This window comes from Pseudomonas sp. GM84, from assembly GCF_000282535.1.
Lineage (GTDB): Bacteria > Pseudomonadota > Gammaproteobacteria > Pseudomonadales > Pseudomonadaceae > Aquipseudomonas.
This window is the reverse complement of the sequence record NZ_AKJC01000319.1, coordinates 13,666-38,097: the sequence shown is the minus strand read 5'-3', so window position 1 is coordinate 38,097 and position 24,432 is coordinate 13,666. Positions and strand designations below refer to the sequence as shown.

23 protein-coding genes and 1 other RNA gene are annotated in these 24,432 nt (G+C 63.8%); 14 read left to right on the top strand and 10 right to left on the bottom strand.

Annotated elements, in window-relative coordinates; genetic code table 11:
• Positions 1–133: 133 nt before the first annotated feature.
• The gene (locus PMI38_RS22855) at positions 134–586 is read right to left on the bottom strand and encodes an EVE domain-containing protein (RefSeq protein WP_008099394.1); all 453 of its coding nucleotides are present in this window, start codon (positions 584–586) and stop codon (positions 134–136) included.
• A gap of 176 nt (positions 587–762) precedes the next feature.
• On the opposite strand from PMI38_RS22855, the gene PMI38_RS27300 reads away from it, so the two are divergent.
• A complete protein-coding gene (locus PMI38_RS27300; protein WP_008099392.1) occupies positions 763–912 on the top strand; it encodes a hypothetical protein in 150 nt (49 codons plus the stop codon).
• 20 nt (positions 913–932) lie between these two features.
• Here the strand turns inward: PMI38_RS27300 and PMI38_RS22850 are convergent, their stop codons facing one another.
• The 4 genes from PMI38_RS22850 to PMI38_RS22840 form a co-directional block, all read right to left on the bottom strand.
• The gene (locus PMI38_RS22850) at positions 933–1,541 is read right to left on the bottom strand and encodes a 5-formyltetrahydrofolate cyclo-ligase (RefSeq protein ID WP_008099389.1); all 609 of its coding nucleotides are present in this window, start codon (positions 1,539–1,541) and stop codon (positions 933–935) included.
• Between the two features lie 56 nt (positions 1,542–1,597).
• A non-coding RNA gene (gene ssrS, locus PMI38_RS26820) (6S RNA) lies at positions 1,598–1,777 on the bottom strand.
• A gap of 17 nt (positions 1,778–1,794) precedes the next feature.
• Positions 1,795–2,115, bottom strand: a complete 321-nt coding sequence (locus PMI38_RS22845; RefSeq protein WP_008099387.1) for a cell division protein ZapA — start codon at positions 2,113–2,115, stop codon at positions 1,795–1,797.
• Positions 2,112–2,294: a TIGR02449 family protein gene (locus PMI38_RS22840; protein WP_043274084.1), complete on the bottom strand. Its 183-nt coding sequence runs from the start codon at positions 2,292–2,294 to the stop codon at positions 2,112–2,114. The genes PMI38_RS22845 and PMI38_RS22840 overlap by 4 nt, the downstream gene beginning before the upstream one ends.
• A gap of 182 nt (positions 2,295–2,476) precedes the next feature.
• On the opposite strand from PMI38_RS22840, the gene PMI38_RS22835 reads away from it, so the two are divergent.
• The 10 genes from PMI38_RS22835 to gcvP all read left to right on the top strand — a co-directional run bounded on the left by PMI38_RS22835 (position 2,477) and on the right by gcvP (position 15,001).
• The gene (locus tag PMI38_RS22835; protein ID WP_008099383.1) at positions 2,477–3,031 is read left to right on the top strand and encodes a YecA/YgfB family protein; all 555 of its coding nucleotides are present in this window, start codon (positions 2,477–2,479) and stop codon (positions 3,029–3,031) included.
• A 22-nt stretch (positions 3,032–3,053) separates the two neighbouring features.
• Positions 3,054–4,388 (top strand): Xaa-Pro aminopeptidase, encoded by a 1,335-nt coding sequence (pepP, locus tag PMI38_RS22830; RefSeq protein WP_008099381.1) that lies wholly within the window; start codon positions 3,054–3,056, stop codon positions 4,386–4,388.
• Positions 4,385–5,584 carry a 2-octaprenyl-6-methoxyphenyl hydroxylase gene (ubiH, locus tag PMI38_RS22825; protein WP_008099376.1) on the top strand — a complete coding sequence of 400 codons (1,200 nt, stop codon included), beginning with the start codon at positions 4,385–4,387 and terminating at the stop codon, positions 5,582–5,584. The genes pepP and ubiH overlap by 4 nt, the downstream gene beginning before the upstream one ends.
• The gene (locus PMI38_RS22820) at positions 5,581–6,063 is read left to right on the top strand and encodes a DUF4442 domain-containing protein (protein WP_008099375.1); all 483 of its coding nucleotides are present in this window, start codon (positions 5,581–5,583) and stop codon (positions 6,061–6,063) included. The genes ubiH and PMI38_RS22820 overlap by 4 nt, the downstream gene beginning before the upstream one ends.
• 9 nt (positions 6,064–6,072) lie before the next feature.
• Positions 6,073–7,290 (top strand): 2-octaprenyl-3-methyl-6-methoxy-1,4-benzoquinol hydroxylase, encoded by a 1,218-nt coding sequence (locus PMI38_RS22815; protein WP_177324925.1) that lies wholly within the window; start codon positions 6,073–6,075, stop codon positions 7,288–7,290.
• A 218-nt stretch (positions 7,291–7,508) separates the two neighbouring features.
• On the top strand, positions 7,509–8,510 hold the full coding sequence (locus tag PMI38_RS22810; RefSeq protein ID WP_008099373.1) for an extracellular solute-binding protein: 1,002 nt from the start codon (positions 7,509–7,511) through the stop codon (positions 8,508–8,510).
• A 162-nt stretch (positions 8,511–8,672) separates the two neighbouring features.
• Complete coding sequence (locus PMI38_RS22805; RefSeq protein WP_008099371.1) at positions 8,673–10,295, top strand: ABC transporter permease; 1,623 nt, start codon at positions 8,673–8,675, stop codon at positions 10,293–10,295.
• 122 nt (positions 10,296–10,417) lie between these two features.
• Positions 10,418–11,500, top strand: coding sequence for a glycine cleavage system aminomethyltransferase GcvT (gene gcvT, locus PMI38_RS22800; protein ID WP_008099369.1), 1,083 nt, complete (start codon positions 10,418–10,420; stop codon positions 11,498–11,500).
• Positions 11,501–11,548: 48 nt separating this feature from the next.
• The gene (gcvH, locus tag PMI38_RS22795) at positions 11,549–11,932 is read left to right on the top strand and encodes a glycine cleavage system protein GcvH (RefSeq protein ID WP_008099367.1); all 384 of its coding nucleotides are present in this window, start codon (positions 11,549–11,551) and stop codon (positions 11,930–11,932) included.
• Between the two features lie 195 nt (positions 11,933–12,127).
• On the top strand, positions 12,128–15,001 hold the full coding sequence (gcvP, locus tag PMI38_RS22790; protein WP_008099365.1) for an aminomethyl-transferring glycine dehydrogenase: 2,874 nt from the start codon (positions 12,128–12,130) through the stop codon (positions 14,999–15,001).
• Between the two features lie 100 nt (positions 15,002–15,101).
• Here gcvP and PMI38_RS22785 read toward each other — a convergent pair whose 3' ends face one another.
• The 3 genes from PMI38_RS22785 to PMI38_RS22775 all read right to left on the bottom strand — a co-directional run bounded on the left by PMI38_RS22785 (position 15,102) and on the right by PMI38_RS22775 (position 17,596).
• Entirely contained in the window at positions 15,102–15,416 is a 315-nt protein-coding gene (locus PMI38_RS22785; protein WP_008099362.1) for a DUF2388 domain-containing protein, read from the bottom strand.
• Between the two features lie 89 nt (positions 15,417–15,505).
• The gene (locus PMI38_RS22780) at positions 15,506–17,182 is read right to left on the bottom strand and encodes a GspE/PulE family protein (RefSeq protein WP_008099360.1); all 1,677 of its coding nucleotides are present in this window, start codon (positions 17,180–17,182) and stop codon (positions 15,506–15,508) included.
• Positions 17,183–17,278: 96 nt separating this feature from the next.
• Complete coding sequence (locus PMI38_RS22775) at positions 17,279–17,596, bottom strand: hypothetical protein (RefSeq protein ID WP_008099358.1); 318 nt, start codon at positions 17,594–17,596, stop codon at positions 17,279–17,281.
• 126 nt (positions 17,597–17,722) lie between these two features.
• Between PMI38_RS22775 and PMI38_RS22770 the strand changes: the two genes are divergently transcribed.
• Positions 17,723–18,193, top strand: coding sequence for an Lrp/AsnC family transcriptional regulator (locus PMI38_RS22770; protein WP_008099356.1), 471 nt, complete (start codon positions 17,723–17,725; stop codon positions 18,191–18,193).
• Between the two features lie 83 nt (positions 18,194–18,276).
• On the opposite strand, the gene PMI38_RS22765 is transcribed toward PMI38_RS22770, so the two are convergent.
• Positions 18,277–19,653, bottom strand: coding sequence for a CYTH domain-containing protein (locus tag PMI38_RS22765; RefSeq protein WP_008099354.1), 1,377 nt, complete (start codon positions 19,651–19,653; stop codon positions 18,277–18,279).
• 115 nt (positions 19,654–19,768) lie between these two features.
• On the opposite strand from PMI38_RS22765, the gene argE reads away from it, so the two are divergent.
• Together argE and argA are read left to right on the top strand one after the other, a co-directional pair.
• Positions 19,769–20,911 (top strand): acetylornithine deacetylase, encoded by a 1,143-nt coding sequence (gene argE / locus PMI38_RS22760; protein ID WP_008099352.1) that lies wholly within the window; start codon positions 19,769–19,771, stop codon positions 20,909–20,911.
• 125 nt (positions 20,912–21,036) lie between these two features.
• A complete protein-coding gene (argA, locus tag PMI38_RS22755) occupies positions 21,037–22,335 on the top strand; it encodes an amino-acid N-acetyltransferase (protein WP_008099350.1) in 1,299 nt (432 codons plus the stop codon).
• Between the two features lie 160 nt (positions 22,336–22,495).
• Here argA and PMI38_RS22750 read toward each other — a convergent pair whose 3' ends face one another.
• Complete coding sequence (locus PMI38_RS22750) at positions 22,496–23,872, bottom strand: glutamine synthetase family protein (protein ID WP_008099349.1); 1,377 nt, start codon at positions 23,870–23,872, stop codon at positions 22,496–22,498.
• Positions 23,873–24,432: the final 560 nt, after the last annotated feature.

Below are 24,432 nucleotides of genomic sequence, written 5' to 3'. Positions count from 1 at the left end.
CAAGGCTGACAACCATGGCCTATCAGGCATAGGCACGTTGCAACAAATGTAGGAGCGAGCTTGCTCGCGATGCGCCGCGCGGGCGGCGCTCGATCGCAAGAACGCTAAAGATCTCCAGCCAGGCCAACCCCATTCAACTCGCCAGCGCAATGATCGCCGTCCACTGCTCTTCGGTCACCGGCATCACCGACAACCGTGTCCCCTTCTGCACCAGCGGCAGCTCCGCCAGCGCACTCTGCTGCTTGAGCAGCCCCAGCCCCAGCACCTGCCTGAACGTCTTCACATGCGCCACATCCACCGCGCTCCACGGGTTTTTCTCGGGGGTGGCCTTGGCGTCGTGATAGTGGCTCTCGGGGTCCAGCGCGGTAGGGTCGGGATAAGCCGCTGCAGTGATCCGGGCTATTCCGGCAATGCCCGGTTGCGGGCAGCTGGAGTGGTAGAAAAAGAACGCGTCACCGACGCTCATGGCCCGCAGGAAATTACGTGCCTGGTAGTTGCGCACGCCATCCCAGCGCGCCTCGCCCAGGCGGCCCAACCCTTCGATCGACAGTTCGTCGGGCTCGGATTTCATCAGCCAATAGGCCATGGATACTGCTCCTGAAAAGGTTTGAAATAACCTGTTGCACGAAACCGACAGCCGGTTGGCGTCAACGTTTGCGTGTCGACTCAGGTTGTCGGAGAATGCGCCGATTTTAAAGCTAGACGCTCCGGGGACTCCAAGAAAGTCACCGAGCCTGACAGTGCCTAGGGGGGCATGCTTCGATGAACCAACGCAAACCGGATCTACTGTGGATCCTGGTCTTCATCTTTGGCCTTGGCGTGGTCACCACCGGTTATGCCCAGGGTATCCTGGAGCGCAAGCTGGACATTGCCTACCAGACTCCGGTCGACGCCGGCCAGCCGCAGCGCTGATCCCCCGCCGCTGACGCCGCTCAGTTCGGCGCCAGGTACCAGCCACGGTCCGAGACCGTGCCCTGCAAAGGTACATCCCAACTGGCCTGCGCCAGTCGTTCGACCTTCTGGCATTCATGGGCCAGCCCCAGCAACAAGGGTTTCTTCCACGCCTTGCGGCGCGCCTGGTAGGCCAGGCTGCGGTCGTAGAAGCCGCCGCCCATGCCCAGCCTGCCACCTACTTCATCGAAGCCGACCAACGGCAGCAGGATCAGGTCCAATGCCCAGATCGGCCGCTGGCGCTTGCGGTCGGTTATCGGTTCGGGAATACGGAAGCGGTTGCGCTTGAGTTTTTCACCCTGTTCGAAGCGCTGGAACACCATGCGTGTGCGCGGCCAGGCGTGCAGTACCGGCAGGTACGTGCGTTTGCCCCGGCGCTGGGCCTCGCGCAGCAGTAACTGCGGGTCGATTTCACCGTCGTTGGGCAGGTACAGAGCGATATGGCGGGCACGCCGGAACAGCGGGTGCTGGGCCAATTGGCGATACAGGCCAAGCGTGGCCTGGCGCTGCTGGGCAGGGGTGAGTGCGCGGCGGGCATTGCGAAGCAGACGACGAAGCTGGGGGCGGGTAAGCGGCTCAGTTTCAGTCATGGCACTGGCAGTCCCAGGTGTCGGTTTGCCTGCCGAGCCGGCAGGCAAAGGAAATCAGGCTCCCCGATAAGACCGCTATCGGTGTAGCCCTTGAACCCGAAAGTTCAAGGTGGAGATTGCAGGGGGCGTTAAGGCTTTCCGTCGGGCGGACATGCACACCGGCCCCAGCGTGCAACCCCCGTGGTTGTGCGTATCGGCTCAGGGACATAACCGACTGGCGCATCCCCCAGGGAGTGGCGCCAGTATACCAATCTCAGCCGATTTTGGTATCCGCATCGTCGGACAATGCCTTGTCGACGCGATCGAGCAGGTCGCGTACCTGTTCGCGGGTGGTGCCGCCAGCGGGAGCATCGGTGCGATCTTCCTGGCGGTGCAGCATCTCGTGGGTGATGTTCAACGCGGCCATGACTGCAATACGGTCGGCGCCAATCACCTTGCCGCTGCTGCGGATCTCACGCATCTTGCCATCCAGGTAGCGCGCGGCGCTGACCAGGTTGTTGCGCTCTTCCGGCGGGCAGATGATCGAGTATTCCTTGTCGAGGATCTGCACGGTGACGCTATTGCTTGAACTCATGAGTCTTGCTCCAGGGCCTTCAGGCGTAAAATCATCGACTCGACCTTGCGCTTGGCGATTTCGTTCTTTTCGATGAGGTGCGCGCGCTCCTCGCGCCAGGATTTTTCCTGGGCTATTAGGAGTGCATTTTGCCGTTTTAGTTGCTCGACACGTTCGATCAGCAACTCGAACCGGCTCATCAGCGCCTGCAGGTCGTTCTCTTGCGTGGGTTGCACTCGATTCGCTCCGTCGTTGAATCACCCTGCGATGATGCCTCTCCCTGTACGGCGACGGCCAGTGCCGATGGTCTTGGCGCGCCTGCCGATGCTAGGATACAAGGTCTTCATTCTAGTCAAATGCGCCGTCTGGCGCCTAGCCGACCATGCCTAATACCCAATCGCCCTACACTGCATTCGCCGCACTGCTCTCGAGCAACGGCCACCCTGTTTCCCCTGCCGAGCTGCATGGCCTGCTGATTGGCCGCAGCTGCGCCGGCGCCGGCTTCGATCCCGACTCCTGGCTGGCCGACGCCGCCGGCGTGCTGGAGAACGAGCCGCAAGACACTGTCCGCGCAGCCCTGATCGGCCTGCAGGAAATGGTCAAGGCCGAGCTTACCGGCGAAGACATCGCCATCGTCCTGCTGCTGCCGGGCGACGAAACCTCGCTGACCGACCGCGCCACGGCGCTGGGCCAATGGTGCCAGGGTTTCATCACCGGCTTCGGGCTGAACGCCGGCGGCAAGGACCTGTCCACCGATGCCAAGGAAGTGCTCCAGGACCTGGTGGCCATTTCCCAGGTCCAGGAAGCCCTGGAAGAGTCCGAAGACGGCGAGAGCGACTACATGGAAGTCATGGAATACCTGCGCGTCGCGCCGCTGCTGCTGTTCACGGAACTGGCCGCACCCGCCGCGCCTGCGCCAAAACCATCGCTGCACTGATCAACCGGGGGTAGTTCTGCCCATGAGCCACATACCCAAGGCCGAGTATGCCCGTCGGCGCAAGGCGCTGATGGCGCAGATGGTCCCCAACAGCATTGCCATTCTGCCGGCTGCCGCGGTTGCCATCCGCAACCGCGACGTCGAGCACGTGTACCGTCAGGACAGCGACTTCCAGTACCTCAGCGGCTTCCCGGAGCCGGAGGCGGTGATCGCGCTGATCCCAGGGCGCGAGCATGGCGAATACGTGCTGTTCTGCCGCGAGCGCAACCCCGAACGCGAGCAATGGGACGGCCTGCGCGCCGGGCAGGAAGGCGCGGTCCGTGACTTCGGCGCGGACGATGCCTTTCCGATCACCGACATCGACGAGATCCTCCCCGGCCTGATCGAAGGCCGCGAGCGGGTCTACAGCGCCATGGGCAGCAACGCCGAGTTCGACCGCCGGCTGATGGACTGGATCAACGTGATCCGCTCCAAAGCCCGCCTTGGTGCCCAGCCGCCGAACGAGTTCGTTGCGCTGGATCACCTGCTGCACGACATGCGCCTGTATAAATCGGCGACGGAAGTGAAGGTGATGCGTGCTGCCGCGGCGATTTCCGCGCGGGCCCATGTGCGGGCCATGCAGGCCTGCCGGCCAGGGCTGCATGAATACAGCCTGGAAGCCGAACTGGACTACGAGTTCCGCAAGGGCGGGGCGAAGATGCCTGCCTACGGCTCGATCGTCGCCGCCGGTCGCAATGGCTGCATCCTGCACTATCAGGAAAACGACGCACCGCTCAAGGACGGCGACCTGGTACTGATCGATGCCGGCTGCGAGATCGACTGCTATGCCAGTGACATCACCCGCACCTTCCCGGTCAGCGGGCGTTTTTCGCCGGAGCAGAAGGCCATCTACGAGCTGGTACTCAAAGCCCAGCACGCCGCCTTCGCCGAGATCGCACCGGGCAAGCACTGGAACCACGCCCACGAGGCCACCGTGTGGGTCATCACCGAGGGCCTGGTTGAACTGGGGCTGCTCAAGGGCGAAGTGCAGGCGCTGATCGACAGTGAGGCCTACCGGGCCTTCTACATGCACCGCGCCGGGCACTGGCTGGGCATGGATGTGCACGATGTCGGTGAATACAAGGTGGGCGGCCAGTGGCGCGTGCTGGAACCCGGCATGGCGCTGACCGTCGAGCCAGGCATCTACATTGCCGCCGACAACCAGAATGTCGCGAAGAAATGGCGTGGCATCGGCGTAAGGATCGAGGACGACGTGGTGGTGACCAGGCAAGGTTGTGAAATTCTGACCTCGGGCGTGCCCAGCACGGTCGCCGAGATCGAGGCGCTGATGCAGGCAGCCCGTAAGGACGCGGCATGAATCGGGTCAACCTGGCGATCATTGGCGGCGGGCTGGTGGGCGCGAGCCTGGCGCTGGCGCTGCAGGCCGGTGCCAAGGCGCGTGGCTGGAAGATCGTGCTGATCGAACCCTTCGCACCAGGCGACAGCTTCCAGCCGAGCTACGACGCACGCTCGTCGGCGCTGTCGTTCGGCACCCAGCAGATCTATCAGCAGCTTGGCCTTTGGCAAGCGATCAGTCCGCGTGCCGAGCCGATCCGGCAAATTCATGTGTCCGACCGTGGGCGCTTTGGCGCCACGCGCCTCGACGCGCAGGAAGAAGGCGTGCCGGCACTGGGCTACGTGGTCGAGAACGCCTGGCTTGGCCAGTGCCTGTGGCAGGGGCTGGACCGGGAAGTGGTGAGCTGGCGCTGCCCGGCCGAAGTGCGGGCGATGCAGGCCATCGAAGGTGGCTACCGGCTGCAGCTGGAAGACGACACCAGCCTGGAATGCGATTTGGCGGTGCTGGCCGATGGTGGCCGCTCCGATCTGCGCGAACAACTGGGCATCCATGTGCGCCGCACGCCGTATGAACAAAGTGCGCTGATCGCCAATATCTCCCCAGGCGAAGCTCACGGCGGCCAGGCCTTCGAACGCTTTACCGAGCAGGGCCCCATGGCCCTGTTGCCGTTGCCGGAAAACCGCTGCGCATTGGTCTGGACCCGGCAGGGGATGGATGCCCGTCGCCTGGCGGAAATCGACGAGCGCAGCTTCCTGCGCGAGTTGCAGGATGCCTTCGGCTACCGCCTTGGCGCGTTGCGCCAGGTCGGCGCCCGGCACCTCTATCCGCTGGCGCTGGTCGAAGCACAGGAGCAGGTACGCCCGCACCTGGTGGTGCTGGGCAATGCCGCGCACAGCCTGCACCCGATCGCCGGGCAGGGCTTCAACCTGTCACTGCGCGACGTGCAGTCGCTGGCCGACGCGCTGCTGGCGGGTCCCCAGCAGCCAGGCGACCTGGCGACCCTGCTGGCCTATCATCAACGCCAGCGGCTCGACCAGGCCTTGACCATCGGCTTCTCCGACCAGGTCACTCGCCTGTTCGGCAGCAATCAGCCCTTGCTGGCGGCTGGGCGCAACATCGGTCTGCTCGGCCTCGACCTGCTGCCACCGGCAAAAAGCTGGTTCGCCCGCCAGGCGATGGGCCTGGGCACCCGCCCCGATCCGCGGGGCCAGGCATGAGCGACCCGCGCAGGCTGGCGCGCCGGGCGCGCATGTTGCGCTGGCTGCTGAACCTCTACCCGCCGTACCTCGGTGCCGGTATCCGCATCCAGCACATCAGCCCGGACATGCGCAGCGTCAAGGTATGCATGAAGCTCACCCGCTGGAACCGCAACTATGTCGGTACCCAGTTCGGCGGCAGTCTGTATTCCATGGTCGACCCGTTCTACATGCTGCTGCTGATCGAGCAGCTGGGCCGTGAGTACATTGTCTGGGACAAGGCCGCCAGCATCGACTTCATCACCCCAGGCAAGGGCCCGGTGTATGCCGAATTCCATGTCGATGACGCGCTGCTTGAGGAAATCCGCCAGCAGACCGCCAGTGGCAAGAAGTACCTGCCACATTTGCAGGTCGATATCCGCGACGGCACCGGCGAGCTGGTGGCGCGGGTCGATAAAACCCTATACGTGCGGCTCAAGCCGCAAGCGAGGCAGGCGTAAGGCATGGAAATGCGCGCAGATCTGTTGATTGTCGGTGCCGGTATGGTCGGCAGCGCCCTGGCCCTGGCCTTGCGCCATAGCGGCCTGGAAATCCTCCTGCTCGATGGCGGCTCGCTGTCGGTCAAACCGTTCGATGGCAACGCGCCGTTCGAGCCCCGGGTCAGTGCCCTGTCGGCCGCCAGCCAGCGCATCCTGGAGCGCTTGGGCGCCTGGGAAGGTATCGCCAAGCGGCGTGTCGCACCCTATACCGACATGCATGTGTGGGACGGCAGCGGCACCGGGCAGATTCATTTCTCGGCTGCCAGCGTGCATGCCCAGACGCTGGGCCACATCGTCGAGAACCGGGTGGTGCAGGACGGCCTGCTGGACCGCCTGCACGACAGCGACATCGGCCTGCTGCCCAATGCCCGGCTGGAGCAGCTGCGTCGTTCTGGCGACGAGTGGCTGCTGACCCTGGCCGATGGGCGCCGCCTGCGTGCGCCGCTGGTGGTGGCCGCCGATGGCGCCAATTCGGCGGTGCGGCGCCTGGCCGGTTGCGAAACGCGTGAATGGGACTACCTGCACCACGCCATCGTCACCAGTGTGCGCTGCAGCGCCGCACACCAGGGCACCGCCTGGCAGCGGTTCACCGATGAGGGGCCGCTGGCGTTCCTGCCCTTGCTGCGTGACGGCAAGCAGGACTGGTGCTCGATCGTCTGGTCGACCACGCCGGAGCAAGCCGAGCAGCTGATGGGGATGCCTGACGATGTCTTCCGCAAGGCCCTGGAGCGCGCTTTCGAAGGGCGCTTGGGGGAAGTGCTGGAGGCCGACCCGCGTGTCTGCGTACCGCTGCGTCAGCGCCACGCCAAGCGCTATGTGGATGAGGGGCTGGCACTGATCGGCGATGCCGCGCACACCATCCACCCGTTGGCGGGGCAAGGCGTCAATCTGGGCTTCCTCGATGCCGCCGTGCTGGCCGAAGTGCTGGTGAATGCCTGTGAGCGTGGCGAGCGCCTGGCGGATGTGAAGGTGCTCAGCCGCTACGAGCGTCGGCGCATGCCGCATAACCTGGCGCTGATGGCGGCGATGGAAGGTTTCGAGCGGTTGTTCCAGGCCAATCCGCTGCCGTTGCGCTGGTTGCGTAACAGTGGGTTGAAGCTGGTGGAGCAGATGCCGGAGGCCAAGGCGGTGTTTGTGCGTCAGGCCTTGGGGCTTTCCGGAGACTTGCCGGAACTGGCCAAGGCTTGAAATTGCCGGGGCCGCTTTGCGGCCCATTCGCGGGGCAAGCCCGCTCCCACAGGTACACCGCAGCACTCAAGAACGGCAGGCTTCTGTGGGAGCGGGCTTGTCCCGCGAATGGGCTGCATAGCAGCCCCCTGCAACATCCGGTAACGGCTGGGTAGGTGAGCCAGAAAATGGGATTAACTACCATTTGCGCCTCTCATACGATCCAAGGAGTGCTTCCCATGTTGCCACGCAAGCCCCTACTGGCCGCCCTGGCCCTGACCTTGTTCGGTGGCGCCGCCCAGGCAGCGGACGAAGTGGTGGTGTACTCCTCGCGCATCGACGAGCTGATCAAGCCCGTGTTCGATGCCTACACCGCCGAAACCGGGGTCAAGATCAAGTTCATCACCGACAAGGAAGCCCCGCTGATGCAGCGCATCAAGGCCGAGGGCGAGAACGGTGTGGCCGACCTGTTGCTGACCGTCGATGCCGGCAATCTCTGGCAGGCCGAGCAGATGGGCATTCTGCAGCCGATCAAGTCGCCGATCATCGACCAGAACATCCCGCCGCAATATCGCGCCTCTTCCCATGACTGGACCGGCTTGAGCCTGCGTGCACGCACCATCATCTACTCCACCGATCGGGTCAAACCCGAGGAACTGACCACCTACGAAGCCTTGGCCGACAAGCAGTGGGAAGGCCGCCTGTGCCTGCGCACCGCCAAGAAGGTCTACAACCAGTCGCTGACCGCCACGCTGATCGAGAACCACGGCGAGGCCGAGGCCGAAAAGATCGTCAAGGGTTGGGTCAACAACCTGTCCACCGACGTGTTCTCGGACGACAACGCGGTGATCCAGGCCATCGAGGCGGGCCAGTGCGATGTGGGCGTGGTCAACACTTACTACTACGGTCGTCTGCACAAACAGAACCCGCAACTGCCGGTGAAGATCTTCTGGCCGAACCAGGGTGATCGCGGTGTGCACGTCAACCTGTCGGGTATCGGCCTGACCAAGCATGCACCGCACCCTGAAGCGGCGAAGAAGCTGGTGGAATGGATGACCGGCGAGAAAGCGCAGAAGCTGTTCGCCGACATCAACCAGGAATTCCCGGCCAACCCGAAGGTCAAGCCTTCTGCTGAAGTGGCGGCCTGGGGGAGCTTCAAGGCGGACAGCATTCCGGTCGAGGTGGCTGGCAAGCGTCAGGCCGAGGCCATTCGTTTGATGGACCGGGCTGGCTGGAACTAAGCGCCAGGCCTTATCCTTCCGGGGTCTGTTAGGGCCCTATCGCCGGCAAGCCGGCTCCCACAGGTACTGTGAAACCCTCGCGGGTGGCACCGATCCCTGTAGGAGCGGGCTTGCCCGCGATCGACCGCATCGCGGTCGCCATCGCAACCGAGACTCTTGACCTTGCCCCACGCTCCCCAACGCCGCTGGTATCTCCCGGTCTCCCTGATCGCCGCCCTGGTGCTCCTGCCCCTGAGCGTCCTGCTGCTGGCCTGGCAATCGATCGACCTGCAAATCTGGTCGCACCTGCTCGACACCCAGATGAGCCGCCTGCTGGGCAACACCGTCACCCTGGTGCTGGGCGTGGGCGTGGGTGTCACCGTGCTCGGTGTCAGCCTGGCCTGGCTCACCAGCCTTTGCGAATTCCCCGGCAGGCGCTGGCTGGACTGGGCACTGATGCTGCCCTTCGCGATTCCCGCCTACGTCCTCGCCTTCGTCTTCGTCGGCCTGCTCGACTTTGCCGGCCCCGTGCAAGGCGCCTTGCGCGAAGTGTTCGGGCCGATGCGCCTGCCGCGGGTGCGCTCCACGGGGGGCGTGATCACGGTGTTGGTGCTGGTGTTCTACCCCTATGTCTATCTGCTCGCACGCACGGCGTTCCTGGCTCAGGGCAAGGGCCTGATGGAAGCCGCACGGGTGCTGGGCTTATCGCCACTGCAGGCGTTCTGGCGGGTGGCCTTGCCCATGGCCCGGCCGGCTATTGGCGCAGGCATCGCCCTGGCCTTGATGGAGACCCTGGCGGATTTCGGTGCGGTGGCAGTCTTCAATTTCGATACCTTCACCACGGCCATCTACAAGACCTGGTACGGCTTCTTCAGCCTGTCCAGCGCGGCACAGCTGGCCAGCCTGTTGCTGTTGGCGGTGATGTTGGTGCTGTACGGCGAACGCCGTGCACGGGGCGCAACCCGCACCGGCAACGAGCGGCCCCGCGGGCAGGCGCTATACCACCTGCGAGGTATCAAGGCGCTGCTGGCCAGCGGTTGGTGCCTGCTGGTGTTCGCCTGTGCCTTCGTCATCCCGCTGCTGCAATTGCTGGTGTGGTTCTGGCAGCGTGGGCGGCATGACCTGGATGAACGCTATGTCGGACTGGTGCTGCACACCCTGTACCTGGGAGGCATGGCCGCGCTGATTACTGTGTGCGTGGCGTTGCTGCTGGCCTTCGCGCGTCGCCAGGCGCCGACGGGCGGTATACGGGCCGGGGTTGGCCTGGCCAATCTGGGGTACGCATTGCCCGGTTCGGTCTTGGCGGTTTCGATCATGCTGGCGTTCAGCTACCTCGATAATCACCTGGTGATTCCGCTCTCGGCATGGCTGGGCGGGGCGGGCAAGCCGCTGCTGCTGGGCAGCCTGGCAGCCCTGCTGCTGGCCTACCTGGTGCGTTTCATCGCCGTGGCTTACGGGCCGCTGGAAAGCGGCCTGGAACGCATCCGCCCGTCGTTGCCCGAGGCCTCGCGAAGCCTGGGTGTCGGTGGCGCAAGATTATTTTTCAAGGTGTATCTGCCACTGCTGGTGCCGGGTGCCCTCAGTGCTGCGCTGCTGGTATTCGTCGACGTGCTCAAGGAGATGCCCGCCACCTTGCTGATGCGCCCGTTCGGCTGGGACACCTTGGCGGTACGGGTGTTCGAGATGACCAGCGAAGGCGAGTGGGCGCGCGCGTCATTGCCTGCGTTGACCCTGGTGCTGGTGGGCCTGCTGCCGGTCATCGGCCTGATTCGCCGATCTGCCCGGCGCCCCGGTCACACTCACTGAGGATGCCAGCCCGCGCCCTTGCGGCTACAATGCGCGGCATTCGCGCGGCGGGTCCTACAAGAAGAGCTGACGATCAAACGTCAACAACCGCCGCCGCTTCGCCACGCCCGGAAGGAGAACCCATGGGACAGCGCACGCTCTTGTACGACTTGCACCTGGCGCTAGGCGCCAAGACGGTCGATTTCGGTGGCTGGGACATGCCCCTGCACTATGGCTCGCAGGTCGAGGAGCACCATCAGGTGCGCAGCGACTGTGGGGTGTTCGATGTTTCCCATATGACCGTGATCGACGTCGCTGGCCTTGATGCCACCGCTTGGTTGCAGCGGTTGCTGGCCAACGATGTCGCCCGCCTGGACACTGTCGGCAAGGCGCTGTACAGCCCATTGCTCAACGAAGCGGGCGGGGTCATCGATGACCTGCTCGCCTATCGCACCGAAAATGGCTATCGCCTGGTCACCAATGCGTCGACCCGGGCCAAGGTCGTGGCTTGGCTGGAGGCCCAGCAAAGCGGGTTCGCTGTCGATTTCAAGGTGCGCCCTGATCTGGCCATTCTCGCCATTCAAGGCCCCCAGGCCCGGGAGAAGGTCGCCGCCTTGCTCAGCGCATCGCGCGCCGCGCTGATTCGCGAGCTGCGCCCGTTCGAAGGTGTTGCCGAAGGCGACTGGTTCATTGCCCGCACGGGTTATACCGGTGAGGACGGCCTGGAGATCATTCTGCCGGGCTGTGAGGCCGTCGCCTTCTACAACGACCTGGTCGGCGCCGGTATCGCCCCCAGTGGCCTGGGTGCCCGCGACACATTGCGCCTGGAAGCCGGCATGAACCTGTACGGCCAGGACATCGACGAAAGCCACACCCCACTCACTTCCAACCTGGGCTGGTGCATCGCCTGGGAACCTGCCGAGCGCGACTTCATTGGCCGTGCCGGCCTGCTGGCGGAAATCGAGCGTGGCGTGCAGGACAAACTGGTCGGCCTGGTACTGGAGGAGCGCGGTGTACTGCGTGCCCATCAGGTCGTTCGCGTTGGCGGCATTGGCGAAGGGGAGATCACCAGTGGTAGTTTCTCTCCTACGCTGAGCAAGTCCATTGCCCTGGCCCGCGTACCCATGGCCACCGGCGACCGTGCCGAGGTCGAGATTCGCGGCAAGTGGTACCCGGTGCGGGTGGTCAAACCGACCTTCGTGCGCCACGGCAAGATTCTCATCTGAACAATCAACGGCGGGCCGAACCGCTGACCCAATCGAGGAATACAAGACATGAGCAATATCCCCGCCGATCTGCGTTTTGCCGAAAGCCACGAGTGGGCGCGCCTGGAATCCGATGGCAGTGTGACCGTGGGCATCAGCGACCACGCCCAGGAAGCCCTGGGTGACGTGGTGTTCGTCGAGCTGGCCGAAGTCGGCAAAACCTTTGCGGCCGGCGATGCGGCGGGTGTGGTCGAGTCGGTCAAGGCCGCTTCCGACATCTACGCCCCGATCGGTGGCGAAGTCATCGCCGTCAACGAAGCGCTGGCCGACAGCCCGGAGCTGCTCAACGAAGAACCCTACGGCGCTTGGATCTTCAAGCTCAAGCCGAGCAACCCGGCCGAGCTGGACAAGCTGCTGGATGCTGCGGGTTACCAAGCCGCTATCGGCGAATAAGACCGCGGCGCCCACTTCGCGGGACAAGCCCGCTCCCACAGGATCTACGCAGCCTCAGAAGCCTGCGAAAAATCTGTGGGAGCGGGCTTGTCCCGCGAAGTGGCCGGGCCTGCAAGCAAGTTTTCCCGCACTCTCGGCAATCCTTCCTAGACTTATAAGTCTCCATGAGACCTGGTCTAGGAAGAGAGCGTCGTCATGTCCCAGTCGCCATCCCTGCATCAACTGCAAGAGCTCAACCCTTTCCTGCGCCGCCACCTGGGGCCCGATGCCTCGGAGCAGCAGGCCATGCTCGCTACCCTTGGCCTGAAGAGCCGCAGCGAGTTGATCGAGCAGACAGTGCCACCGGGCATCCGCCTCAACCGCCCCCTCGACCTGCCGTCAGCCCTGGACGAACAGGCCGCACTGGCCAAGCTCGCCCGCTACGCCGAGCAGAACCAGGTCCGGACCAGCCTGATCGGCATGGGCTACCACGGCACCGTCACCCCCACCGTCATCTTGCGCAACGTGCTGGAAAACCCCGGCTGGTACACCGCCTACACGCCCTATCAGCCAGAAATCGCCCAAGGCCGACTGGAAGCGTTGCTGAACTTCCAGCAAATGGTCATCGACCTCACCGGCCTGGCCCTGGCCAATGCCTCGTTGCTCGATGAAGCCACCGCGGCTGCCGAAGCCATGGCCCTGGCCAAGCGGGTGGCGCGCAACAAGAGCAATGCGTTCTTCGCGGACGAGCACTGCCACCCGCAGACGCTGTCGGTGTTGCGTACCCGCGCCGAAGGGTTCGGGTTCGAGCTGATCGTCGACGCGGTGGATAACCTCGCCAAGCACCAGGTGTTCGGCGCCTTGCTGCAATACCCCGACACCCATGGCGAGGTGCGCGACCTGCGCCCGCTGATCGACCAGTTGCACAGCCAGCATGCCCTGGCCTGCGTGGCCGCCGACCTGCTCAGCCTGGTGGTGCTGACACCGCCAGGTGAACTGGGTGCCGATGTGGTGCTGGGCTCGACCCAGCGCTTCGGCGTGCCCATGGGGTACGGAGGCCCCCACGCGGCCTATTTCGCCTGCCGCGACGACTTCAAGCGGGCGATGCCCGGGCGCATCATCGGCGTGTCGCGCGATGCCCGTGGCAATACCGCGCTGCGCATGGCGCTGCAGACCCGCGAGCAACACATCCGTCGCGAGAAGGCCAACTCCAATATCTGCACAGCCCAGGTGCTGTTGGCCAACATTGCCGGTTTCTATGCGGTCTACCACGGCCCTGAAGGCTTGCAGCGCATCGCCCAGCGCGTGCACCGGCTCACCTTCGTGCTGGCGGCCGGCCTTGAGGCCAAGGGCCTCAAGCGCCTCAACCAGCACTTCTTCGATACCCTGACGGTGGACGTCGGCGGCGCCCAGGCGGCGATCATCGAAAGCGCCGAAGCGGCGCGCATCAACCTGCGCATCCTCGGTCGCGGGCACCTGGGGGTAAGCCTGGACGAAACCTGCAGCGAAGAGACCGTATTGCGGCTTTTCGACATCTTCCTCGGCGTGAACCATGGCCTGGACATCGCCACCCTCGACCAGCAAGCGCTGCCCGAAGGCATTCCTGCCGCCCTGGTACGACGCACGCCGTTTCTCGCTCACCCGGTGTTCAACCTGCACCACAGCGAAACCGAGATGCTGCGCTACCTCAAACAGCTGGAGAACAAGGACCTGGCGCTGAACCAGTCGATGATTCCGCTGGGTTCCTGCACCATGAAGCTCAATGCCACCAGTGAGATGATCCCCATCACCTGGCCCGGTTTCGCCCAGCTACACCCCTTCGCGCCTGCTGCCCAGGCCACGGGCTACAAGGCGATGATCGATGAGCTGGAAAGCTGGTTGTGCGCCATTACCGGCTTCGACGCCATCTGCATGCAGCCCAACTCCGGCGCGCAGGGTGAATACGCCGGGCTGATGGCGATCACGCGCTACCATCGCAGCCGCCACCAACCCCAGCGCACCCTCTGCCTGATCCCGTCATCGGCCCACGGCACCAACCCGGCTTCGGCGCAAATGGCCGGCATGGAGGTGGTGATCGTCGATTGTGATGACGAGGGCAACGTCGACTTAGCGGACCTCAAAGCCAAGGCGCACGCTGCCGGGGACCGGTTGTCCTGCCTGATGGTCACCTACCCCTCGACCCATGGCGTGTATGAAGAGGGCATTCGCGAGATATGCGAGGTCGTCCATCAACAGGGCGGCCAGGTGTACATGGATGGCGCCAACCTCAACGCCCAGGTCGGCCTGGCGCGGCCAGCGGACATCGGCGCCGACGTCTCGCACATGAACCTGCACAAGACCTTCTGTATCCCGCACGGTGGCGGCGGGCCCGGCATGGGGCCGATCGGCATTGGCGCCCACCTCAAGCCTTTCGTTGCCAGCCACCCGGTGGTGCCGGTACCGGGCCTGGACCCGAACAACAGCGCAGTCAGTGCCGCCCCTTGGGGCAGCGCGAGCATCCTGCCAATCAGCTGGATGTACATCGCCATGATGGGCCCGCAACTGGCCGACGCCAGCGAGGTGGCCATTCTGTCGGCCAACTACCTGGCCAGCCAACTGGGCGGGGCGTTCCCGGTGCTGTACCGCGGGCGCAATCAGCGTGTGGCCCATGAGTGCATTCTCGATCTCAGGCCGCTGAAGGCCCAGACCGGGATCACTGAAGAGGATGTCGCCAAGCGCCTGATGGACTATGGCTTCCATGCCCCGACCATGTCGTTCCCGGTACCGGGGACACTGATGGTCGAGCCGACCGAAAGCGAATCGAAAGCCGAACTGGACCGCTTCATCGAAGCGATGCTGGCGATCCGTGCGGAGATCGACCAGGTGCAGGACGGTACTTGGCCGTCGGAAGACAACCCACTCAAGCACGCACCGCATACGCTGGCCGATGTGCTGGCGCCGTGGAACCGGCCGTACAGCCTTGAGCAGGCGGTGGCACCCAGTGCTCACGTGCGCCAGCACAAATACTGGCCGGCGGTGAACCGGGTGGACAATGTGTATGGGGACAGGAATCTGTTCTGTGCTTGCGTGCCGGTGGAGGCTTATCGCTGAGATCGGTGTGGGCATCATCGCCGGCAAGCCGGCTCCCACAGGCTCTCACTGCATGCAGGAGCCGGCTTGCCGGCGATCGGGGGCGAAGCCCCCGCAGCGCTTACTCGGCTACCGCATTCCTGGCCAGAATGGCATTGGCCAGTTCCATGTCCGAAGCCTGCACCCCTGGGTTCTCGGTGCGTACCTGACGCAGCGCCTGCTCGAGGAACGGCCCACGAATAGCGCCTTCGCTGGCGACGAAGCTGCCCGCGTCATCCTGCGCCGCGAGTACCAGCTTTTTGTCGTGCGAAGTGATGTAGCTCGATGCCGTGGTTGCACCGGAAGTCATTACATTACGCCAGAAGGTATCGGCCATGGCGGAGCCCACAGGCAGCGAAAGCAGGGCGGCAGCTGCGATGGCGGTTTTGAGACGCATGATGAAACACCTCGAAGGGTGAGGGTTGGAGATGCCCGCTTTGATCTGGCCAAATGGTCGCAAGTTCCTTGAATACAAGGGTTTTTTGCTCAGGAGCAGACGCGCAGCACCTCATCGGAACGGGTCAGCCCACGGGCCACTTTGGCCTCCCCACAGCTGCGCAAATCCTGCAACCCTTCAGCTAGAGCTTGCCGTTGCAGTTTGGCCAGATCAGTGGAGGCACTAATCCGTGCGCGCAGGCTTTCGCTGGGTATCAGTAATTCGAACACGCCTGTGCGGCCATGGAAGCCGGTACCTCGGCAAACCTGGCAAGAAGGGCTCGATGGGCGCCCTTGGCATTCATGGCAGATCAAGCGTACCAGGCGCTGGGCCATCACCCCGCCGAGGGTGGCCCTGATCAGGTAATCGGCCACGCCTAGCTCCAGCAGGCGGGTGATGGCGCTACAGCTGTCATTGGTGTGCAGGGTCGAGAGCACAAGGTGCCCGGTGAGCGCAGCCTGCACGGCCACCAGCGCCGTCTCGCGGTCGCGGATCTCGCCGATCATGATGATGTCCGGGTCCTGACGCAGCATGGCGCGCACGCCATTGGCAAAGCCCAGGTCCAGCGCCGGTTGCACCTGCAGCTGGTTGAAGGTCGGCTCCAGGCGCTCGATCGGGTCTTCGATGGTGCACAGGTTGACCTCCGGTGTGGCCAACAGCTTGAGGCTCGCGTAAAGCGTGCTGGTTTTGCCGGACCCCGTGGGGCCTGTGACCAGCAGGATGCCCTGGCGCCGCTGCAGCAGTGATCGCCACTGAGCCAGCTGTTCACCTTCCAGGCCGAGGCGGTCGAAGTCTTCCTGCAACTGCAGCGGGTCGAACAGGCGCAGCACCAGCTTTTCGCCGAACGGCGTCGGCAGGGTCGACAAGCGCATTTCCACTTCGCCCCCGGCTGACAGCCGGCTCTTCATCCGGCCATCTTGGGGTCGGCGTTTTTCCGCCACATCCATGCGCCCGAGGTGCTTCAGACGGCTGACCACCGCCAGCATCACATTCGCCGGAAACGCATAGACGGTATGCAGCAGGCCGTCTATCCGGTAGCGCAGCCGTCCTTGATCGCGGCGCGGTTCAAGGTGAATGTCGCTGGCGCGTTGCTCGATGGCGTACTGCAGCAGCCAATCGACGATGTGCACGATAGGCGCATCATCGGCGCCGGGCTCTGTCTGGCGCTTGCCCACGTCCAGCAACTGTTCCAGCTCGCCGAAGCTTGCCGGCTGCTGACGCTGTGCGCCTTGTACCGAGTGAGCCAGCCGGAGCATCGACTGGCCCATCTGGCGTATCTGCAGCGGGCTGGCCAGCACACGCAGGATCGGCTTGCCCAGGCTACGGCCCAGGTCGGCTTGCCAATGCTCCTGGTAGGGCTGTGCGCTGGCGACGGTGATGCCGTGGGTATCGCTGGCAACGATGAAGATGCCGTGGCGCCGCGCGAAGGCAGGAGATATCAGCCCGTTGACCTGCACCAGGTCGAGCTGCAAAGGGTCGATGCGCAGGTAAGGTTGGCCGACTTTGCGGGCGAGCCATTGACACAGGCTGTCCAGGTGCAGCCGTTGGCCGGGTGTGCGGCGGTCTTCGAGGTTGAGTGCGGCGATGGTTTCCAGCGGGTGGCGGCCAGGGTGTGCGGTGGCGAATTCCAGTACCCGGTGGGCATCGTGGGCGGCCAGGTGCTGGTCGCGCTGCAGGGCGTCCAGCAGTAACGACAAGTCTAGGGAGCGATCGTCCGTGGTGTGCATGGCGGCATCCGTGCCAGGTGATGAGTTCCTGGGCAAGGCTAGCCGGCGGGCGTGATTCCTGGGGGGTAAAGGGTTTCGAAGTCTTGCGGCAGCGGATCAGACCACCGCCAACTCCACTCGCACCTGACGCTCCAGGCTGACACTTCCCACACACACCAGGTTGCGCAGTTTCTGCGCAATGACCTCGGCCCGATGCCAGCTGAGCCCGCCGATACCAATTTCGATGTCGAGCAGATCATCCTGCTGGCTGACGCTCACGCTATGTGGGGTCAGGAACTGCAGGGCGAACAGGTTGAGCACGCGGCACAGGCTGTCCGGTTCGGCTTCCGCCTGCAGGCAATAGTGCACGTTGGCATGGCTGGCGTTGGCGGCCCAGGCATCGGTACGGGGTTGGGGGCGTTCGAGAGCGTTCATGCTGGTCTCCGCAAAGGTGGGAGAAATTCTTGCAGGTTGGAGTCGGTTTTTTTTCGCTATGATTCGATGAATTTCGCCTGGTGGCGAATAGATCTATTCGAAAACTCATCAATTCAGGAATTGGTCATGCAAAGCGATCTGGATGCCTACGACCGCCGCATCCTCGAACTGCTGCAAGCGGACGCGTCGCTGTCCAGCGCTCAAATCGCCGAGCGTGTGGGGCTGTCGCAATCGCCTTGCTGGCGCCGCATTCAGCGGCTGAAGGAAGAGGGGGTCATTCGGGGGCAGGTCACTTTGCTCGATCGCAAGAAGGTGGGCCTGAACACGCAGATCTTTGCCGAGGTGAAGCTCAACGCACACGGGCGCACCAACTTCACCGAATTTACCGAGGCGATCCGCGGTTTTGAGGAAGTGCTGGAGTGTTATGTGCTGATGGGGTCGGTGGATTTTCTGCTACGCATCGTCACGTCGGACATCGAAGCCTATGAGCGGTTCTTCTTCGAAAAACTGTCGAACGTGCCGGGTATTCAGGAGGTCAACTCGATCGTGGCGCTGTCGGAGATCAAGTCCACCACCAGCCTGCCATTGAAGCGGTGAACCCATCGCCGGCAAGCCGGCTCCTACAGGGCTGTGGGGTTCCTGTGGGAGCCGGCTTGCCGGCGACGGGGGCACAGCGGGTATCAAGCCCTGAGCAGATGCTTCCAGCCACGGCTCTGATCGATCGCACGAGCCTGTTCGATACGGGCTTCCAGCAGCGCGTCAGGCTCCTCGGACAGCGGTTGCTCCGCCAGCTCGTGGAGCTTCTTCAGGTCGCCATACAGGCGGTCCATCTGCGGCGCTTCAAGCACCTGACGTGCATGACGCAACCAGACCAGCAACTGTTCGATACGCGGCAACTGCTCGGCCAGGTCTTCCGGACGCTGGGTATACAGCGGCAGCTTCAGCGCCCGGCCTTCCTCGCCCAGCAAATGGGCCAGCCAACTGGCCAGTTGTGCCTTGCCCTGGCGCTCGCCGCGGCCCTTGCGCTCGACGGTCCAGCTGCGAGCCAGCAACCAGCGCGAGGTTTCCAGGGAGAACTGACCCCAACGCACGTCCTCGAGCTCATCGCTGAACTGCTCGGGGGCAGCGCGACGGATGTCTTCGTCGTCATTGCCGGCTTGCACCAGCGGGCGCCAGTCTTCCAGCAGCGCGTCGAGGCTGGCGCGCAGTTCGCGGGTGGTGGCACGCGGCGCGGCCTGGCCCAGGCTGCCGACCACTGCGCGCAGCTCGGCCAGGCACTGCACCCAGTCCTGCAGCAGGCGCCAGTGGCCATTGTGGCGGTACTGCTCGGCCAGGCGCTGGCTGCTGCCCAGCAGCTGCCAGGCGAGGGCAGTGAAGGCATCGTCCAGCGCCATTTCGGCTTCCAGCTCGGTGTGAGGCAGGCTCAGCTCGTAGCTGTCCGGCTCCATCAGGCGATAGCCGCGCTCGGCCTTGCTGATGTCGCACGGCATCAGTGGCAGGCTGGCGGCCAGTTCGGCGGCCAGCTCCAGCAGGGCTTCGGGTTCGCCTTCGCGCAGCTCCAGCTCCAGCTCGCAGATTTCTTCCTTGCGCTTGCCGGCAATCACGAAGCCCTGGTCCAGTGCGGCCTCGATCACAACCTTGCTCTTGCCACGGCCCCAGGCAATTTCCGCGTATTCGCGGGTGAAGTCGGTGGTGAACAGCGGCTTGATGGTTTTCTTGTCCAGTTCGGCCAGTTGCTCGGGCCAGCAGGTGGCGTCGAGCTTTTTCAGGTCGAGCTTGACCTTGTCCAGGTGCCATTCGTACTCGTTGCGCTCGGACAAGCCGGCGACGCTCTGGCCACGGCACTTCAGGGTCTGGATGACTTCCTCGCCATCGCGGCGCAGGCGCAGGGCGACACGGGCGGCGGCAAGGTCACGCTCGGGGGTGTCGAAGTACTGGTTGAGCAGTTCGCGGGTCTGCCAGCCGGACTTGTTGCGCTTTTTCAGCAGAGGGTGCTCGCGCAGGGCGGCGAGGGTATCGCGGCTGGCGCGGAGCTTGAGTTCGGTTTCTTTGTGCATCGCAGGCTCGAAGGGAGGGCGTGATAGCCGTGCAGTCTACAGGACTGGGCTGGCAACGGTTTATTCCTTACGGCGGATGGCCCTATGATGGGCAACGCTTCCGAGGAGTACGCGCATGCCGTTGCCCACGCTCAAAGACCAGTTTGCCGCGTTGATCGCCGCGCCCTCGGTCAGTTGCACCCAGCCTGCGCTGGACCAGTCCAACCGCCAGGTCATCGACCTCTTGGCGGGCTGGTTGGGCGACCTGGGTTTCAGTTGCGACATCCAGCAGGTCAGCCCAGGCAAGTTCAACCTGCTGGCCAGCCGCGGCACCGGTCCCGGTGGCCTGGTGCTGGCCGGGCATAGCGACACGGTGCCCTACGACGAACAGCTGTGGGCCACTGACCCGCTCAAGTTGAGCGAGGTCGACGGCCGCTGGGTGGGCCTTGGCAGCTGTGACATGAAGGGGTTCTTCGCCTTGATCATCGAGGCCGTGATCCCCTTGCTCGAGCATGACTTCAAGCAGCCCCTGCTCATCCTCGCCACCTGCGATGAAGAAAGCTCGATGTCCGGCGCCCGCGCCCTGGCCGAAGCCGGGCGGCCGCTGGGCCGTGCGGCGGTGATCGGCGAGCCCACCGGCTTGAAGCCGATCCGCATGCACAAGGGCATTCTGATGGATCGCATCGACATCCTCGGGCGCAGTGGCCATTCGTCGGACCCAAGCCTGGGCCACAGCGCCCTGGAGGCCATGCATGCGGTGATGGGCGAGCTGATGGGCCTGCGCCGGCAGTGGCAGGATACCTACCGCAACCCGCAATTCAGCGTGCCCACGCCAACCATGAACTTCGGCTGCATTCACGGCGGTGACAATCCCAACCGCATTTGCGGCCAATGCGCCCTGGAGTTCGACCTGCGCCCGCTGCCGGGCATGGACGTGGAGCAGCTGCGCGCGGCCATTCGGGCCAAGCTGCAGCCTGTGGCCGAACGCCACGAGGTTCGTATCGACTACGCGCCGTTGTTCCCGGCGGTGCCGCCGTTCGAGCAGGTCGCCGACGCCGAGCTGGTGCAGGTGGCCGAACGCCTGACCGGGCATCGCGCCGAAGCGGTGGCGTTCGGCACCGAGGCACCTTATCTTCAGCAGCTGGGTTGCCAGACCATCGTGCTCGGCCCCGGTGATATCGCCTGTGCCCACCAGCCCGGCGAATACCTGGAAATGTCACGAATCGAGCCTACCGTGCGTCTATTGCGTGACCTGATCCGGCACTATTGCCTTCATTAAACGTCCACCCTGCTGATTCGTTGTTGCCTAGAGGAGACCGCGCGTGACCGCAAGCCTGTTCCGACGATGATCCTGAACGCTGTGTCATCTACCGTTCTCCGTCCACTTTATCCACAGGCCCTGTCATGCCCGATTACGTCAACTGGCTGCGTCATGCCTCCCCGTACATCAATGCCCATCGCGATTGCACCTTCGTCGTCATGCTCCCCGGCGATGGGGTGGAACACCCGAATTTCGGCAATATCGTTCACGACCTGGTGCTGCTGCACAGCCTTGGCGTGCGCCTGGTGCTGGTGCATGGTTCGCGGCCGCAGATCGAGAGCCGCCTGGCGGCCCGTGGCCTCACCCCGCATTACCACCGTGGCATGCGCATCACCGATGCCGCCACGCTGGACTGCGTGATCGATGCAGTAGGGGCATTGCGCCTGGCCATCGAGGCGCGCCTGTCGATGGACATCGCCGCATCGCCGATGCAGGGCTCACGCCTGCGCGTGGCCTGCGGCAACCTGGTGACCGCGCGTCCTATCGGCGTGCTCGAAGGGGTGGACTACCACCATACCGGCGAAGTGCGCCGCATCGACCGCAAAGGCATCAGCCGCCTGCTCGACGAGCGTTCCATCGTGCTGCTGTCGCCGCTGGGTTACTCGCCTACCGGCGAGATCTTCAACCTGGCCTGCGAAGACGTGGCCACCCGCGCCGCCATCGAGCTGGGTGCCGACAAATTGCTGCTGTTCGGCGCCGAGCCTGGCTTGCTGGACGAGCAGGGCAAGCTGGTGCGTGAACTGCGTCCGCAGCAGATCGGCCCGCACCTGGCGCGGCTGGGCAGCGATTATCAAGGCGAGTTGCTGGATGCGGCGGCCGAGGCGTGCAAGGGCGGCGTGGCCCGTAGCCATATCGTCAGCTATGCCGAGGACGGCGCCCTGCTCACCGAGCTGTTCACCCGCGGTGGCGGCGGTACGCTGGTGTCGCAGGAGCAGTTCGAAGTGGTGCGCGAGGCGACCATCGAGGATGTCGGTGGCTTGCTGGAGCTGATCAGCCCATTGGAAGAGCAGGGAATCCTGGTACGGCGCTCGCGTGAGGTGCTGGAGCGGGAGATCGAGCAGTTCAGCGTGGTCGAGCGCGAAGGCATGATCATCGCTTGTGCGGCGTTGTATCCGATTGCCGATTCGCAGGCGGGTGAGCTGGCCTGTTTGGCGGTGAGCCCGGAATACCGCCATGGCAGGCGCGGGGATGAGCTGCTCGAGCGCATCGAGGGCCGGGCGCGGCAGTTGGGCTTGAATACGCTGTTCGTGCTTACCACGCGGACTGCGCACTGGTTCCGTGAGCGTGGCTTTGCGCCCAGTGGCGTGGAGCGACTGCCGGCGGCGCGGGCTTCGCTGTACAACTACCAGCGAAATTCGAAGATTTTCGAGAAACCGTTGTAGGTGGAGCGCCTGGGCCGGCCCTTTCGCGGGGCAAGCCCGCTCCCACAAGTACCCCATAGGCCAGAGACTCAGCGCTGTACCTGTGGGAGCGGGCTTGTCCCGCGAAGAAGGCGACACGGTCCGGAATGAAAAACGCCGCCCCAGAGGGCGGCGTTTTCATTTACACAGTGTGCAGATACCAGTTGTACTCGAGGTCGGAGATCGAGTGCTCGAACTCCTCCAGCTCGCTTTCCTTGCACGCGACGAAAATGTCGATGTACTTCGGATCGATGTACTTGTTGAGAATCTCGCTGTCGTCCAACTCGCGCAGGGCATCGCGCAGGTTGTTCGGCAGGCTCTGCTCCAGCTGCTCGTACGAGTTGCCTTCGATCGGCTCACCGGGCTCGACCTTGTTGGTCAGGCCATGGTGCACGCCGGCCAGCACGGCCGCCATCATCAGGTACGGGTTGGCGTCGGCACCCGCCACACGGTGCTCAAGGCGCACGGCATCCGGCGAACCGGTCGGCACGCGCAGGGCCACGGTGCGGTTGTCCAGGCCCCAGCTCGGCGCGTTCGGTACGTAGAACTGCGCGCCGAAACGGCGGTACGAGTTGACGTTCGGGCAAAGGAACGCCATGGACGCGGGCAGGGTCTCGAGCACACCGCCGACAGCATGACGTAGCGCGGCGTTCTGCTCGGGATCCTCGCTGGTGAAGATGTTGTTGCCATCTTTGTCCAGCACGGAAATGTGTACATGCAGGCCGTTGCCTGCCTGGCCCGGGTAGGGCTTGGCCATGAAGGTGGTGTCCATTTCATGGTCGTAGGCGATGTTCTTGATCAACCGCTTGAGCAGAACGGCGTAGTCACAGGCCTTGAGCGGGTCGGCGACGTGGTGCAGGTTGACTTCGAACTGCGCCGGGGCGCTTTCCTTGACGATGGCATCGGCCGGAATGCCTTGCTCCTTGGCACCTTCGAGGATGTCCTGGAGGCAGTCGGCGTATTCGTCGAGGTCGTCGATCAGGTACACCTGGGTCGACTGCGGGCGCTTGCCCGAGATCGGCGAGCGTGGCGGCTGCGGGCGGCCATTCACGTTCTCCTGGTCGATCAGGTAGAACTCCAGCTCGAACGCGGCGCAGATGGTCAGGCCCATGTCGGTGAACTTGCTCACCACCTGGCGCAACACTTCACGCGGGTCGGCGAAGAACGGCTCACCTTCGATTTCGTGCATGGTCATCAGCAGCTGCGCGGTAGGGCGCTTCTGCCAGGGTTCGTTGGAGAGGGTGCCGGGAATCGGGTAGCAGATGCGGTCGGCATCACCGATGTCCAGACCAAGCCCGGTGCTTTCGACGGTAGAACCGTTGATGTCCAGGGCGAAGAGGGAGGCAGGCAGGTTGATGCCTTTCTCGTAAACCTTGTGGAGGCTGGTGCGCTCTATGCGCTTGCCACGCACCACACCATTCATATCTGCAATCAGAAGGTCAACGTAGAGAACCTCAGGATGTTCCTTAAGGAACGCGTTCGCTTCGTTAAGCTGAACGGCACGCGGGGGTACCGACATGATGCAACACCTTTGTTGTTAAAAATATCAATCAAGGGGGGCTTGCAAGACCAGTCAATCGAAAAGCCCTACTGATGTCAAGCCAACCCCATGATGCCCTGAAATGGCACATCGACGGCAGATTTGCTGCATATCTGGGCGTGCCATTATCCGCTATTTCCGCCGCCAAGGGCTATCTCCGACACGCCGTGTTTTATTTTTTACGGAGGTGTTGTGTAAAAAAATGAACAAGGCTAAGCTCGGCCTCAACCCAGAACACAATAATACGAGGGTCACATGGTCCGCTTGTCGCGACCTGAAAGCGCTGCCTATGCAGTGCGCTCGGGTATCCCTGTCGTTCCTGCAAGCATCAACTGCGTTGTGGTCGCCCTGGCCGCAATAATTGACGGTTTGCGCGCCCGGACCTCACCTCGTAGCGTTATTTCGCTGCGCTTCTTGTCTTCGTGCCTTTCTAACTCATTACGGACACGCTCGTTTCCAGTGTATCCACTGTGCTTCTGCGTGAGTGTTTTTGCTTTAGCAATCCACTCCATCCAGAATCAATGCGCGGACCACATTAC